The sequence below is a fragment of the Anaerobutyricum hallii DSM 3353 genome (assembly GCF_000173975.1).
GTDB classification, from domain to species: domain Bacteria; phylum Bacillota; class Clostridia; order Lachnospirales; family Lachnospiraceae; genus Anaerobutyricum; species Anaerobutyricum hallii.
Map to the genome: position 1 here is coordinate 19185 of NZ_ACEP01000119.1, position 15905 is coordinate 35089.

Genomic DNA, 15905 nt, shown 5'->3' on the forward strand with positions numbered 1-15905 from the left:
TAGGATTATGTGATTTAATAAAGAAAAGTAATGGGGGTACATGAGAATGACATTTAATATGTGGATAAAAAAACAAAAGGATATATACGGAGAGTTACAAAATCAACAATATGATTCACCCAAAAAGCAATGGGAGTTTTTTGATAATAGAATAAATTGTGTACTTGGAACAGCTAGGCACTCTGAACAATCGTATGAAGGTATGTTTCAAGAAAATAAGGATAGCAGGAATAATAGCAAGAAGGAAGAAGAGGCAAAAAGGGGACGCAAACATTTAGATGAAGATATAGAATTTGGAGAGGAAGAACAGAAATTTTTTAGAAAGATATTTGAAATGTTTCCTACCAGTGAAAAATTGACGTTAATAGAAGAGGATAAATGGGAGGAATTTGACATAGAGGATAGATTAGAATTATTTAATATTACAGTAGATATGCTGGAAAATAATGGATATTGGTTTCCGCTTAGTTTTGGTAACTGGGATTTATGTAATCAATGGGCTGGTGGTAAATATCAATGCAAAGAAGATGAGTTAGAAGCAAAGTTATTTTTTCCACATATGTATAGAATTAAAAGTAAATTAATAGAATTAAAAGGAGAAATGCTTCAATATTCAGAATTAAATAAAGATAAATTGATAGATGAAGAAAAAGAATTTGAACAAGATTTAGATAGGTATTTATCTATATTAGATAGCAGAGCAACAGAGATGAGCTTTATTCAGAGAGTAAATAAAAAAATAGCGAAAATACAACAGTTACGGTGTGGTTTATTTAGAGAAGAAAGACTTAGAGAAGAAACAGATGAGAGAGAAATAATTACAGAGGAAGATAGATACTTCGAAGCTGGCTTGGATAGATATTTAAATTGGCTAGATGAAGATAAAAATGGGATTGATTATGCTCGAAGAATTATAAATAAAATAGAATATATTGAAAAAATGTAGAGTATATATGATGTGAGGTATAGCAGTGCGCAAATAAATAAAAATTTAGATATTTCAGAACTAAAAATAACAATACCAGAGGTTATACTCGAAGCAAATGAAGATATATATAATAGATACTGTAAACTGGGTGAAAAGATGGAGCAAGATAGCAAGGAAGATGATGTTTTTGAAGAAAAATTAAAAGAGTATATAGAACTTCTTCGTAAAGCAGGTGAAAGGCAGAGGGTTGGAAAAGAGTATATAGAAGAGACGGCAAAAAAATATGCAAAGAAATTTAATAAAAATGTTAATATAAAAAATTAGTTAGTAAAAAACAGTACATGGAAATCATATCTTAGAGTTGAAACTGAGATATGATTTCTTTTTTGTGTAAAATTGTTTATTATATCATAAAAATAAAAAAATAAAAATAGGTAAATTCGATAATGCAGAAATTAACTTTTTAAGAATTTTTTTGTGATTAAAGAACCGATAATATAGAGACAGCTTCAAAATACAGAGGAGCGGTATCAGATACCTTGGACTGACGAGTTCAAAAGAGTTTAGTTTTAGGAGGATTTTAAAATGTTAAAGAGAGTATTAAATACAGAGCTGGAGAAAAAAGTATTCGAAGATGAAATGATGGAGAAACTTAGTGTTGTTCCAGCGGAGTATGAGGTTTACGAAGAATATGCTTCACGGCAAGAGAACTTCGATAAAGATTTCTTCACTTATTGCAACAAAACTCCGTTGCTAGTAGATGCAGATGAAGCATCGTATGACGAGTCAGAGGAAAATGTGGGCGTGCCAAATTGTAAGGAAAAGAGTTTAGAAACATTTATGGCAGAAAGTCAGGAGGAGATTAATAAGAAAAAGCTGGAAGAGGCAAGAATTAAATACCATTATAAATGGAGTACACAGTATATCAGAAAGCTAGAGGAGGAGAATCACAGAATAAGACAAAATAATTGCCGCTTGGCTCGAAGAAACGAACGGTTGGAAGAGAAAAACCAAAATTTGTTAAGCGAGTGCAAAGATTTAAGGAAAGAGAATAAGTCTAAAAAAGAAAAATTGAAAAGACAAAAGCAGGTCTTAAAAAAATACAGGAAGACAGTCTTCAAGAATATTAAGAACGGCAAGTGGGATAACAAAAGAAGCCGTAGACTGATAAGTAAGCAGGATGTGGATGATTTGTTACTGTTATTGTGATTTTTATTGTTACATAAAAGAGGCTGCGGGCTATTAGTCCGCAGCATTGAGAGTCGCGTGAAAGAAAAAATAAAAGGAGAATAATCATAATGAATTTTAGTTTTGTACCGAACCAGGGTTTAATGGTAGATGGAAGATATATAACAGAATTTGATGTAAAGGTGAATCGAATCTTCTATTACATAGAGGAGGATGAGAGTAAAAAGAACCATATGGAGTATGAATTAGTGGCAAAAATGCTTGATGGGACAGAATTATCTCCCCGTCGGGTAAAAAAACTTAATAACCTGTCGTACTTTACTCTGTGGACAGAGATTATGGATGCTGGATTAGATAGATGGGAAAGGCAGATGCTTTTATTACGTTTACAGACATCCTGTAAGGACGCAAAGCAGGTTAAGATGTATCATATAACTTCTAATGGATACCAGAGATTAGAAGTTGGTAAAGAGATATTCATTGCCGGTGATTATACATATATGTCAAATCAGGATGGGATACAGATTGAAGTTGACGAAAATGTTAAACAAATGAAATGGAAAAATAAGGTACGATTAGCAGATAAGAAAAATGCTGATAGAAATGAAGAAGATTACCTGACAGTATCACAGGGAGCCAGTGAAATCTTATTTACAGCGGTTTTATTATCAGCTATAAAATTCTTATTTATAAAAGCAGGTTTTAATCCGGCAGTGTGCATCAATCTTTATGGAAAAACAGGAAGTTATAAGACCGCTTTAACGCAGGCGATGATGTATATGGAAAATCCTTCGCAGTTCATGTGTAGTTTGGTAAATGACCAAAAGAAGATGGCGGTGAAGAAAGTACAACAATGTTATGGATTTCCTATGGTATTGGAAGATTATCACCCTGCGGCAACTGGTTACGATTATAAGCGGCAGATCTCTATGATGGATGCAGTGGTACGTCATATAGAGAGTAATCCTCAAAGTGCAGTTGTGTTTATTACATCAGAATTTCTCGATGGGGTAGAAAGTTTACAGTCAAGAACTCTTCAGATAGAGGCTCAAAATGTGGATTTGAAAACGCTTACTAAAATTCAGCAGGAGCAGACGATGGCAACTATTGTAATGAATTTTTTGGATAAATTATTAGGAAACATGAAAGATGCAATAGAAACCATTCGTACTCAGTATGAGGCTTTAAGCAGGCATGGAGAGCAGTCTATGCGAATTGAGGAAAGCATAGTTTTTCTTAAAATAACAGCTATTTTATATGGAAAATATGTGGACAACAGCGATAAATTGAAGCTTAAATCTAAATTGGATAAAGCACTTACACTTCAAAAGGAGAAGCAGAAGTTACATTTAGAGCAGCTCAGTATGTCAGAGGAAGATAGGGTTATCAAAGTTGTTTACGAATTAATAGATGATAAGCTATATGAAAAATGCAGTTATAAAAATAAAGCATTATATAGAGGAAAAGCAGATGAAATGTTGGTTAGTAATAGAGGTGTGTTTCTTAGTAGAAAAGCATTAGTTTATGGTCTCAAAAAGCATAAGTGTACAGGTATTAGTGTAAATAAGATTATTTTAGCATTATCGCAGATGGAGCTTTTAGATGAAGACCGGGGAGGAACGCATACTACAAAAGTACAAAATATACGGACGTATTGTATTTTATATTATGAGTTGAAAGAACGGTATGAGGAATTAAGAGGCACAGGGGAATAAGACCATTGTAGGTAAAATAAGGAGCGGTAATTATATATTATCCTTCTGAAAGATTCATAGGAGACTATATACCTTCTGATATATGGTTACCTATGAATCTATCATTTATCGAAATCAAGTGTCTGTATAGCTTAAAACGATACAGTCATAAGACAACTCATGATTTCAATACGATGTATAGGAGGTTTTTGTATGAATCAGACAACAAAGCGAAGTAAAGAATTAAAAGAAGTCCATGTAGGCAGAAATGAAACAGGGAAGTCTATTACAGGTATTTCTTTAGAAGCTCCAAAGTATTCCTGTATAGAAACAAAACAGGATGGTATAAAAGTTATTTTGGAGTTTCCAGAGTTTGATGAGACAAGGGAACGGACAGAGGCAGGATACCATCAAATGGAGATTCAAAAAGAAGTAAATAATGTACTGTCTCATACATTAAGGGAGCAGATTAAAAATCATCAGATTTATCATGTAGAAAGGATTTCCTAAGATGGGCGAGAAAAAGAGGGTGCGGATGTTGCTTCGTGTAAGTTCTAATCAACAGTTGGAGGAAGATGGAGACTTAGGTATCCAGAGACAGTTGGTGAAAGAATTTATCGCACAACATGAGGAATGGCATCTGGATTCAAAGGAATACTTTGAGGGAAGTAATAGTGGATACAGTAATGCCGTAGAGAATCGTGATATTTTACAGCAGGCATTGCGAGATGCACAAAGAAACGAGTATGATATTCTTGCAGTCTATAAGGATGACCGAATCGGTAGAAGAATGTGGGAAATTGGTGCATATGTTATGCAGCTTAAAAGCTATGGTGTGGATATATATACGGTAAAAGATGGCTGTATCTCACCAGAGAGTGATGATATTATGGGACAGATGATGTTAGCTCTGCGTTATGGCAATGCACAAAAGAGCAGTTCTGATACGGGAATGCGTGTCAAAGATACGGCACAAAAGCTAGTACAGCAGGGGAAGTTTGTCGGGGGGAAGGCTCCGTATGGATATAAATTGGAGCTGTCTGGAGAAATCAGTAAGCATGGAAGAGCATTACACCATCTTGTGATTATTCCCGAAAGGGCAAAGGCAGTAAAACATATATACGAGCTTTCTCTTGATAAAGAGTACGGTTCTTCAAAGATTGCCAGAGAACTGAATCTGGATGAGGAATATAAAGAACTTGCTCCATCTGAGGTATGGAGAGGTGGAACGGTAACCAGCATTTTAACGAATCCGATTTATGCAGGTTATACGGCTTATAAACGTAGAGAAAAGAAAGAAAACGGAAAAAGTAAGCGGTTAGATAGTTCTGAATGGATTCTCTCGGAAGAACCAAATCCAGAGATACAGATTATTAGTCCTGATGACTGGAATCTGGTTCAGATAAAAAGAAAGCAGAGAGGGATGAAGTATCGTACCGCTCCGCAGAATAAAGGTGTAAAGGTTATCGCAAGAAATGAGGGGATGCTTCCCCTCATTGATGTTATTTACTGTGGATACTGTGGCTGCAAATGTACAAATGGAAGTAGATATAACTATTGGACAATTAAAGATACGGGAGAAAGGAGGGCGAGCAGACAGGCAATATATAAGTGCCAGGATGCATGGCAGGGAGTTCCACATTACAAAGTCTATCAATTTAAAGCAGAAAGAATTGAAAAGATTGTGTTTCAGGCGATTGCCGAGTACATAGATAAGCTTCAGGAAAACGAGGATATTTTCGAGCAGATTTCCGAGAATGGGCGAAAGGCAAAAAAGGAGAAAGCGAAAGAACTTTCAAGAGAACAGGAAAGACTCAAGCATATCCAGCAAAAGATTTCTGTCATGGAAGATAAGATTCCAGAAGCGATGCTTGGAGAGTATCCTGTACCTGTAGATAAGCTGGTAGAACTGATTGAAAAGCAGAAGCAGGAAAAGGAACAGCAGGAAAAAGTGATTGCAGAGAAACAAAAGGAACTTGACGGAGCGGATGTCTCTTTTAATGAGTGGGATAGTCTGCGTATGCAGATTCCAACATGGAAGGATGTATTTCTGAATGCCGACAATCCTACAAAGCGTGTCCTTGTGAATAAGCTTATTGAAAAAATATCTGTAAAAGAGGATGAAGTTGTGATAAGATTTAAGATAAATATAAACGAGATACGGTCAAAAGCTTTAAAGAAATCAGGAAGTATAGTGCCGGAGAATAAGCTGGAAGATAAGTCCGTTATCTTAGATAGTCTCAAGATTTATCCAAACCCCGAATGAACGATGGTTTCGACGTATCGGGGAAAGGGAAAAGACTTCACCATCACATCATCCACCGCCTTTGACCAAAAGTGGATTAACGGCAAAAACACCTATGATTCCATCAGCAATGTAGTAGATGAAATTTTCAATTCCTACCTTTCAAGACCAGAAGTGACACAGCCAATACTCACACAGTACTGTGACGGCAAGCGGGTAAGCTGTCCGGAGTTTATGAGCCAGTGGGGTTCGAAGGCATTAGGGGATGACGGGCTTTCTGCGATTGAGATTTTAAGATACTATTATGGGGATGATATGTATATTAATGAAGCGGAGACGATTTCAGGAATTCCGGCGTCATATCCGGGATATGAGCTGACAATTGGAGCTTCGGGACAAAAAGTGAGACAAATGCAGGAACAGCTCAATGTAATTGCAGGGGACTATCCATTGATTCCTAAAATCAGGGTGGACGGCATTTATGGACCGGCAACGGCAAATTCTGTAAAGATTTTTCAGAAGATTTTCCATTTGCCGGAAACGGGAGTTGTGGACTTTGCAACGTGGTATAAAATTAGTCAGATTTATGTCGCAGTAAGTCGAATTGCGGAGCTGAAATAATTTCTTGCTGACAGAAAATTAGTTATCGGAATTATGCACAAAGCAACATGGTAATAAGGGGGGGAATGGGCGGCGAAAGATAGAAATTGTAGTTTTTCGCTGTTCCTCTCTTGTAATTGCATTCGATGTATGCTAGAATTTGTACAATTTAAGTATTTATGCAAAGAGCGGCAACGTAGATGTCAGTTTTTTTCGCAAGTCTGAAAAGACACGTTCCCGGCCGATTTGTTTGATAAGCATAGTTTTCGCACAATGAGCCGGGGGAACCCGTCTTTTTTTTTGCAAAGAACTGTAATTAGGAGTGACTTACTCCAGTGCTGTTTTTGCATTTTCCTTAATATGCAGTTGCAAATGATTGAATATAGAAAGGAACGTGAATCATGAAGGCATTTCTAATCTTAGAAGACGGAACTGTGCTGACCGGCGAAAGCTTTGGAGCAGCCAGAGAGGTAATCAGCGAGGTAGTTTTTAATACTTCCATGACAGGATATCTGGAGATATTGACAGACCCATCCTACGCAGGACAGTCCGTTGTTATGACTTACCCATTAATTGGTAATTACGGAATCTGTATGGAAGACATGGAGTCCATTCATCCGTGGCCAAAAGCTCTTATTGTAAGAGAATGTGCCAAACTGGCAAGTAACTTCCGTAACGAGATGACATTAGATGAATTCTTAAAGAAATATGATGTTCCGGGAATTTCAGGAATTGATACTAGACATCTGACACGTATCTTAAGAGAGTACGGTGTTATGAACGGAATGATTACAACAAGAGAAGATTTCGACCTGGACGAAGTAGTAAAGCAGTTAAAAGAATATAAAGTACAAGGTGTTGTTCGTGAAGTTAGCTGTAAGGAAAAGAGAGTGCTTCCAGGAGATGGTTTTAAAGTTGCCCTCATGGATTTTGGAGCAAAGAAGAATATTGAGAAGTCTTTAAATAAGCGTGGATGCGAAGTTACGGTTTACCCTGCTTACACAAAGGCAGAAGAGATTATCGCAGCAAATCCAGATGGAATCATGCTTTCGAACGGTCCTGGAGATCCAAAGGAATGTGTGGAGATTATCGAGGAGCTTAAGAAGTTATTTGCTACGAATATTCCAATTTTTGGTATTTGTCTTGGACATCAGCTCATGGCACTTGCCAACGGCGCAGATACAAAGAAGATGAAATACGGACATCGTGGAGCCAACCACCCGGTAAAAGATTTAAAAACAGGAAAGGTTTATATTTCCTCACAGAACCATGGATACATGGTAATGGAAGATTCTCTGAACAGAGATATTGCAGAAGTAAGCTTTATTAATGTAAATGATGGTACATTAGAGGGAGTTCACTATCTTGGAAAGAACGTTATGACAGTACAGTTCCATCCGGAAGCTTGTCCTGGGCCAAACGATTCCGAATTTTTATTTGAAGAGTTTATCAATATGATGGAGGTTGCAAAAGATGCCTAAGAATACCAGTATTAAAAAAGTCCTTGTAATTGGTTCCGGTCCTATTGTTATCGGACAGGCTGCAGAGTTTGACTACGCGGGAACACAGGCATGTCGTTCCTTAAAAGAGGAAGGAATTCATGTTGTCCTTGTTAACTCTAACCCTGCAACAATCATGACAGATAAAGATATCGCAGATGAAGTATACATTGAGCCATTAACACCAGAAGTTATTAAGAAGCTCATTTTAAAAGTTTCTCCGGACAGTCTTCTTCCAACATTAGGTGGACAGGCAGCGTTAAATATCGCTATGGAGTTAGATGAGTGTGGTTTCTTAAAAGAGCACAAAGTAAAGCTTATCGGTACAACAGGTAAAACAATCCGTAAGGCTGAGGACAGAGAAGAATTTAAAGAAACGATGGAAAAGATCGGTGAGCCAATCGCACCAAGCCAGATTGTTACGAATGTAGAAGATGGTCTGGAATATGCGCAGAAGATTGGATATCCAGTTGTTCTTCGTCCGGCATACACTCTTGGAGGAAGCGGCGGCGGAATCGCAGATAATGAGGAAGAATTCGTGGAAATCATCCAGAACGGTCTTCGTTTGAGCCGTGTAGGCCAGGTATTAGTAGAGAAGTCCATCGCAGGATGGAAGGAAATCGAGTACGAAGTAATGCGTGACGGAAATGGAACATGTATTACCGTATGTAATATGGAGAACCTTGACCCGGTTGGTGTTCATACCGGTGACAGTATCGTAGTTGCTCCTTCTCAGACTTTAGGAGATAAAGAGTACCAGATGCTCCGTAATTCCGCATTAAATATCATTGACGAACTTGGTGTAGAAGGTGGATGTAACGTACAGTTTGCTTTAAATCCAGATACATTTGATTATTGTGTAATCGAGGTTAACCCTCGTGTAAGCCGTTCTTCTGCATTAGCTTCTAAGGCAACTGGTTATCCGATTGCCAAAGTTACTGCAAAGATTGCGCTTGGTTACCACTTAGATGAGATTAAGAATGCCGTAACAGGTAAGACATTCGCAAGTTTTGAGCCAGCACTTGACTATTGTGTAGTAAAGGTTCCAAGACTTCCATTTGATAAGTTCATTTCTGCCTCCCGCCATCTGACAACACAGATGAAGGCAACTGGTGAGGTAATGAGTATCTGCACTAACTTTGAAGGTGGTCTCATGAAGGCTCTTCGTTCTTTAGAACAGCATGTAGACAGCCTGATGCATGGCGATTTTGACAAGTTAAGCGACAAAGAATTAGAAGAACATCTTCATATTGTAGATGACCTTCGTATTTACTGTATCGCAGAGGCACTCCGCCGTAAAGTGAATCCACAGAAGATTCATGACATTACAAAAATTGATTTATGGTTCATCGATAAGTTAAATAACATCGTTGAGATGGAAGCAAAACTTAAGAACGCAGAAGAATTAGACCGAGACCTTTTACTTAAAGCAAAAGAAATGGAATTCCCTGATAAAGTTATCGGAGAGCTTATCGGTCAGAGTGAAGAATATGTAAAGAACTTAAGAAGACAGATGGATATCGTTCCTGCCTACAAAGTTGTTGATACTTGTGCGGCTGAGTTTGCGGCAGAAACACCATATTATTACTCTTGTTTTGGAAGCTTTAATGAAGTAGAAGAAACTTCTGATAAGAAGAAGATTATGGTACTGGGTTCTGGTCCGATCCGTATCGGACAGGGTATTGAGTTTGACTACTGTTCTGTACACAGTGTATGGGCATTTAAAGAAATGGGTTACGAGACGATTATCGTAAATAATAACCCTGAAACAGTAAGTACTGACTTCGATATCGCAGATAAACTTTACTTCGAGCCTTTAACAGAGGAAGATGTAGAACATATCGTAGAATTAGAGAAACCGGACGGAGCAGTTGTACAGTTTGGTGGACAGACAGCTATTAAGTTAACAGAAAAGTTAAATAAAATCGGTGTTCCAATTCTTGGTACAAGTGCTGAGAACGTAGATGCAGCCGAAGACAGAGAACTTTTTGATGAGATTCTTGAGCAGTGCTGTATCCCAAGACCAAAGGGAGGTACTGTATTTACAAAAGAAGAGGCAATCAAGACAGCCAACGAGATTGGTTATCCAGTATTAATCCGTCCTTCCTACGTACTTGGTGGACAGGGTATGCAGATTGCTATTTCAGATGAGGATATTTCAGAATTTATGGATGTTATCCAGAGATATGCACAGGAACATCCAATCCTTATCGATAAATACCTGATGGGTGTTGAGGTAGAGGTTGATGCCGTATGTGATGGTGAAGAAATCGTTATCCCGGGTATCATGCAGCATGTAGAGAGAGCCGGAATCCATTCTGGAGACAGTATTTCCGTATATCCTGCAAGAGACCTTTCTCCTAAGATTAAAAAGGTTATCGGACATTATACAAAGTTACTGGCAAAGGCTTTACACGTTATCGGTCTTATCAATATCCAGTTCATTGTATATCAGGATGAAGTATATGTCATTGAGGTTAACCCTCGTTCTTCAAGAACCGTTCCTTATATCAGTAAGGTAACAGGTATTCCTATCGTTGACCTTGCAACAAAGGTTATGACAGGAATGAAGTTAAAAGACTTAGGTTACGAGCCAGGACTTCAGCCAGAATCTCCATACTGGGCAATCAAGATGCCAGTATTCTCATTCGAGAAGATTCGTGGTGCGGATATCAGCCTTGGACCAGAAATGAAGTCTACAGGTGAGTGTCTCGGTATTTCCAAGAACTTTGAGGAAGCGTTATTTAAAGCATTCTTAGGTTCTGGTGTAGATTTACCAAAGCATAAGAAGATGATCATGACTGTAAAGGATTCTGATAAGTTAGATGCAGTAGAAGTTGGTAAGAGATTTACAGCACTTGGCTACGAAATCTATGCGACAAGAAATACATGCAAGACATTACAGGAAAGCGGTGTGCCGGCGAAGAGAGTCAATAAGATTGAGGAGTCACATCCAAACCTGCTGGATTTAATTTTAGGACATCAGATTGATCTTATCATCGATACACCTTCACAGGGTATTGAAAGAAGCAAAGATGGTTTTGTTATCCGTCGTCATGCGGTAGAAACAGGTGTGAACTGTCTGACTTCTCTTGATACAGCAAACGCCTTACTTACCAGCTTAGAGTCTTCCTGCCGAGAAGATTTATCTTTAGTGGATATCGCAGAAATTGATAAAGAGATTGAGAGCAAGATTAACGAGGCATAAAAAGGGAAGTGAATCCCTGATATAAATAAATATGTACTCATGGAGTCTTTTATGCATTTACCCTTGCAAAAGATTTCATGGGTACATAGCATAATTGGGAGGATACCAATGGGAAATTATACAAAGCAGGATATTATTCAGCTTGTGGAAGAAAAAGATGTACAGTTTATAAGACTTCAGTTTACAGATGTATCTGGTACCTTAAAGAATGTGGCAATCACAGCCAGCCAGCTTGAAAAAGCATTAGATAATAAGTGTATGTTTGATGGCTCATCTATTGAGGGATTTGTCCGCATTGAGGAATCCGATATGTACTTATATCCAGATCTTAATACATTTGAGATTCTTCCGTGGCGTCCACAGCATGGCAAAGTTGCCCGTTTCATGTGCGATGTATATCGACCAGAGGGCGTGCCTTTCGAGGGAGACAGCCGTTATGTATTGAAAAAAGTATTAAAAAAAGCGGCAAAGATGGGATATACTTTTGATGTAGGACCAGAATGTGAATTCTTCCTTTTCCATACGGATGATAATGGACAGCCGACAAATATCACACATGAAAAGGCAAGTTATTTTGATGTTACTCCATTAGATTTAGGAGAGAATGCACGAAGAGATATCGTTCTTACATTAGAGAGTATGGGCTTCGAGATTGAGGCTTCTCATCATGAAGTAGCTCCGGCACAGCATGAGATTGACTTTAAGTATGATAATGCATTAGTAACAGCAGATAATATCATGACATTTAAGATGGTTGTAAAGACCATTGCAAAAAGACATGGATTGTATGCGACCTTTATGCCAAAGCCAATTACAGATGTAGACGGTTCTGGAATGCATATCAATATGTCCCTTGAAAAAGATGGAAAGAACATTTTCTTTGATAAGAGCAATCCGATGGGACTGAGCAAAGAATGTTATCATTTCATTGCAGGTCTTATTAAGCATGCTAAAGGTATGTCCTGTATTTGTAATCCTCTTGTAAACTCCTACAAAAGACTGGTTCCGGGTTATGAAGCACCGGTAGCAATCTGCTGGTCTTCCATTAACCGAAGTCCATTAATCCGTATTCCGGCATCGAGAGGTGCAGGAACAAGAATCGAATTCAGAAGTCCTGACCCGGCAGCAAACCCATATCTTGTTATGGCACTTTGTCTTGCAGCAGGTCTTGATGGAATTGAGAATGAATTAGAAGCGCCAGAACCAATCGGTAAAAATATGTATTTACTTACAGAAGAACAGATTGCTGATATGAATATTGATGTCCTTCCGGCAACACTTGGAGAAGCCTGTGATGCCTTTGAAGAGGATAAATATATTCAGGAAGTTTTGGGAGAGCATATCAGTAAAAAATATTTGGAAGCAAAGAGAAAAGAATGGCATGAATATTGCAGACAGGTTTCTGATTGGGAAACAGAAGCATATCTTTATAAATACTAACAGCTCAGCTGCCTAAAATATCGACTGTAGATTGAAAAACTGGAATCCTTATGAGGGTGAGTGGAAAGTGCTGAATATTGTTGTTGTGTTTCCGAAAAAGGAAATTGTACTAAAAATGAAAAATGTTCTAATAAAGAATGGCTTTGATGTGTCAGCTGTCTGTGTTACCGGAGCACAGGCGATTCAGGCAGTGGAAAGACTGGAAGCGGGTGTTGTTGTCTGCGGCATCCGCTTTGCTGATATGATATATGATGAATTAAAAGAGTGTATTCCAGATACTTTTGAGATGGTCGTTATTGCCAGCAATGCCCAGTGGCAGGAATATGGAGATGATGATGTCATTTATCTGCCATTGCCGTTAAAAGCATATGATCTGGTAGATACCGTATCGGATCTGCTGACAGATATACATAGAAGATTAAAGCGGGAAAGGGAAAAGCCGAATAAGAGATCTTCTGCTGATCAGGGAGTTATTAATCAGGCAAAGTCTTTATTAATGGAGAAAAATGAATTGACAGAAGAAGAGGCGCACCGTTACCTTCAGAAGAGAAGTATGGATAATGGAACGAATATGGTAGAAACGGCCTATATGGTTTTGCAGGTTTTTTGATCCGGCATTTTTGAAACTGTATAGAATGAAAGTAGATTTTTGCGCTTTTTAATAAGTTGTTTTGGAAATCTTTGCTTAATTTCATAAGTAAAACACACTTTATAAATGAAATCTTGCAGGTGAAATCTAAATAATTGTAAGAATTTTATTGAAAAATGAGGATAACTCTTGTTAAATAACGAAGATTATCGTATATTTTAAGTTGCTTATATGTGCAAAAGAAGGGAGCAGCCTATGAAGTTTACAAAGATGCATGGAATAGGAAATGATTACGTTTATGTAAATTGTTTCGAAGAATCAATAAAGAATCCTGCAGAAGTATCAAAGTTTGTCAGTGACCGTCATTTTGGAATCGGTTCAGATGGATTAATTCTTATCAGTCCGTCTGCAAAAGCAGATTTTCGTATGAATATCTATAATGCAGATGGTTCTCAGGCAGAAATGTGCGGAAACGGTATCCGTTGTGTGGCAAAATATGTGTATGATTATGGTCTGACAGATAAGACAGAGATTTCTGTCGAAACTTTAGCGGGAATCAAATATTTAAAACTTCAGGTGGAAAATGGCAAAGTAGCAACCGTAGAAGTAAATATGGGTGCACCAATCCTTGAACCAAAGAAAATTCCAGTTGCAGTAGAGAATAATCCAGTAGTGGATGTCCCTGTTGAAGTAAAGGGAAAAACTTACCATATGACATGCGTATCTATGGGGAATCCTCATGCGATTATCTTTATGGATAACGTAAAGGAATTAGATATCGAAGCTATTGGGCCATATTTCGAAAATCATCCGGTATTTCCGAAAAGAACAAACACAGAGTTTGTGGAAGTGTTAGACAAAAACACAGTAAATATGAGAGTATGGGAGCGCGGCAGTGATGAGACACTCGCCTGTGGAACAGGTGCCTGTGCAACTACCGTTGCCTGTATATTAAATAACAAGACAGAAGACGAAGTTACAGTACACTTACTTGGAGGAGATTTAAAAATTCGCTGGGACCGCAAAGAAAACTTAGTTTATATGACCGGTCCGGCAACCGTTGTATTTGATGGGGAAATTACTCTTCCGGAAGGAATACTGTAATAGACAGCAGTAGGCGAAAGCCAGTTAGGAGCAGCTATGTTTAAAGTAAACGAGAATTATTTAAAACTGCCAGGAAGCTATCTTTTTTCTAATATTGGGAAAAAAGTAGCAGCATACAAAGAGGCAAATCCAGACAAATCTATTATCAGTTTAGGAATTGGTGACGTAACACAGCCATTAGCACCAGAGATCATCAAAAGTCTTCACAGTGCAGTAGATGAAATGGGAAAAGCAGAAACTTTCCGCGGATATGCACCAGACCTTGGATATGAATTCTTAAGAAATGCAATCGTAGATGGTGACTACAAGAGCCGTGGATGTGATATCAGTGCCGATGAAATCTTTGTCAGCGATGGTGCAAAATGTGATTCCGGAAACATTCAGGAAATTTTCAGTGTAGATAACAAAATTGCTGTATGTGACCCTGTATACCCAGTTTATGTTGACACAAATGTTATGGCAGGAAGAACAGGAACATATAATCCGACAACAGAAACATGGAGCGATGTAATCTACATGCCATGTACAGCAGAGAACGATTTCGTACCAGACTTCCCAAAAGAAGAACCAGATATCATTTATCTTTGCTTCCCAAATAATCCAACAGGAACGACAATCACAAAAGCACAGCTTCAGGAATGGGTTGACTATGCAAACAAAATCGGTGCAGTAATCATCTATGATGCCGCTTATGAAGCATATATCAGCGAAGATGATGTAGCACATAGCATCTACGAATGTGAAGGAGCAAGAACTTGTGCAATCGAGCTTCGAAGCTTCTCCAAAAATGCAGGATTCACAGGAACAAGACTTGGTTTCACCGTTGTCCCTAAAGACTTAAAAGCAGGAGACGTTGCTTTACATTCCTTATGGGCAAGACGTCACGGAACAAAGTATAATGGTGCTCCATATATCATCCAGAGAGCCGGCGAAGCTTGCTACAGCGAAGCTGGAAAAGCACAGTTAAAAGAGCAGGTTGCGTTCTACATGAACAATGCCAAAATCATCAAAGAAGGCTTAAAAGACGCGGGATATACTGTATTTGGCGGAGTAAACGCACCATACATCTGGTTGCAGACTCCAGACAAAATGCCATCCTGGGATTTCTTTGACTTCTTATTAAATAAAGCAAACGTAGTAGGAACACCAGGTTCAGGATTTGGACCAAGCGGAGAGGGATACTTCCGACTCACAGCATTTGGCTCCTATGAGAATACATTAGAAGCTATCGAGAGAATTAAGGCTCTCTAAATTCTGGTTTGCGTAGCAAAACAAACAGACGGCGCTACAGAAGCATAGCAATCGGATTGCCAGAAGAATTATTAAGAAGAAGCCCTAAAAAATTTATTGATTTTGTTCCGTTGTGCTAAACGCTCCATTTTGCCCAATAAAGCAGAAACTTCGCAAAAA

Annotated in this window: 12 protein-coding genes and 1 pseudogene; all 13 read left to right on the forward strand. The window is 38.2% G+C overall.

All coding sequences use genetic code 11. From position 1 onward, the window contains the following. Positions 1 to 46: 46 nt before the first annotated feature. The 13 genes and pseudogenes from EUBHAL_RS11915 (at position 47) to EUBHAL_RS11975 (ending at position 15746) form a co-directional block, all read left to right on the forward strand. Complete coding sequence (locus EUBHAL_RS11915) at positions 47 to 946, forward strand: hypothetical protein (RefSeq protein WP_044923336.1); 900 nt, start codon at positions 47 to 49, stop codon at positions 944 to 946. A gap of 12 nt (positions 947 to 958) precedes the next feature. After that, a complete protein-coding gene (locus EUBHAL_RS11920) occupies positions 959 to 1252 on the forward strand; it encodes a hypothetical protein (RefSeq protein ID WP_005350093.1) in 294 nt (97 codons plus the stop codon). 261 nt (positions 1253 to 1513) lie between these two features. After that, complete coding sequence (locus EUBHAL_RS11925) at positions 1514 to 2137, forward strand: hypothetical protein (RefSeq protein ID WP_005350097.1); 624 nt, start codon at positions 1514 to 1516, stop codon at positions 2135 to 2137. A gap of 89 nt (positions 2138 to 2226) precedes the next feature. Continuing rightward, positions 2227 to 3831: a hypothetical protein gene (locus EUBHAL_RS11930; RefSeq protein ID WP_005350098.1), complete on the forward strand. Its 1605-nt coding sequence runs from the start codon at positions 2227 to 2229 to the stop codon at positions 3829 to 3831. Between the two features lie 192 nt (positions 3832 to 4023). Then, the gene (locus tag EUBHAL_RS11935; protein WP_005350099.1) at positions 4024 to 4320 is read left to right on the forward strand and encodes a hypothetical protein; all 297 of its coding nucleotides are present in this window, start codon (positions 4024 to 4026) and stop codon (positions 4318 to 4320) included. Between the two features lies 1 nt (position 4321). Then, the gene (locus tag EUBHAL_RS11940) at positions 4322 to 6076 is read left to right on the forward strand and encodes a recombinase family protein (protein ID WP_005350100.1); all 1755 of its coding nucleotides are present in this window, start codon (positions 4322 to 4324) and stop codon (positions 6074 to 6076) included. 15 nt (positions 6077 to 6091) lie between these two features. Next, positions 6092 to 6676 (forward strand): annotated as a pseudogene (locus EUBHAL_RS11945) (peptidoglycan-binding domain-containing protein); the annotation flags it as partial. A 380-nt stretch (positions 6677 to 7056) separates the two neighbouring features. Next, complete coding sequence (locus EUBHAL_RS11950) at positions 7057 to 8136, forward strand: carbamoyl phosphate synthase small subunit (protein WP_005350102.1); 1080 nt, start codon at positions 7057 to 7059, stop codon at positions 8134 to 8136. Further along, positions 8129 to 11362, forward strand: coding sequence for a carbamoyl-phosphate synthase large subunit (carB, locus tag EUBHAL_RS11955; RefSeq protein WP_005350103.1), 3234 nt, complete (start codon positions 8129 to 8131; stop codon positions 11360 to 11362). Before EUBHAL_RS11950 ends, carB begins: the two co-directional genes overlap by 8 nt. A 108-nt stretch (positions 11363 to 11470) precedes the next feature. Then, positions 11471 to 12802: a type I glutamate--ammonia ligase gene (gene glnA, locus EUBHAL_RS11960; protein ID WP_044923339.1), complete on the forward strand. Its 1332-nt coding sequence runs from the start codon at positions 11471 to 11473 to the stop codon at positions 12800 to 12802. Between the two features lie 115 nt (positions 12803 to 12917). Then, the gene (locus EUBHAL_RS11965) at positions 12918 to 13412 is read left to right on the forward strand and encodes an ANTAR domain-containing response regulator (protein ID WP_242648794.1); all 495 of its coding nucleotides are present in this window, start codon (positions 12918 to 12920) and stop codon (positions 13410 to 13412) included. Positions 13413 to 13646: 234 nt separating this feature from the next. Next, positions 13647 to 14495: a diaminopimelate epimerase gene (dapF, locus tag EUBHAL_RS11970; RefSeq protein ID WP_022170240.1), complete on the forward strand. Its 849-nt coding sequence runs from the start codon at positions 13647 to 13649 to the stop codon at positions 14493 to 14495. A 36-nt stretch (positions 14496 to 14531) separates the two neighbouring features. After that, positions 14532 to 15746, forward strand: coding sequence for an LL-diaminopimelate aminotransferase (locus EUBHAL_RS11975; RefSeq protein ID WP_005350111.1), 1215 nt, complete (start codon positions 14532 to 14534; stop codon positions 15744 to 15746). Positions 15747 to 15905 lie beyond the last annotated feature (159 nt).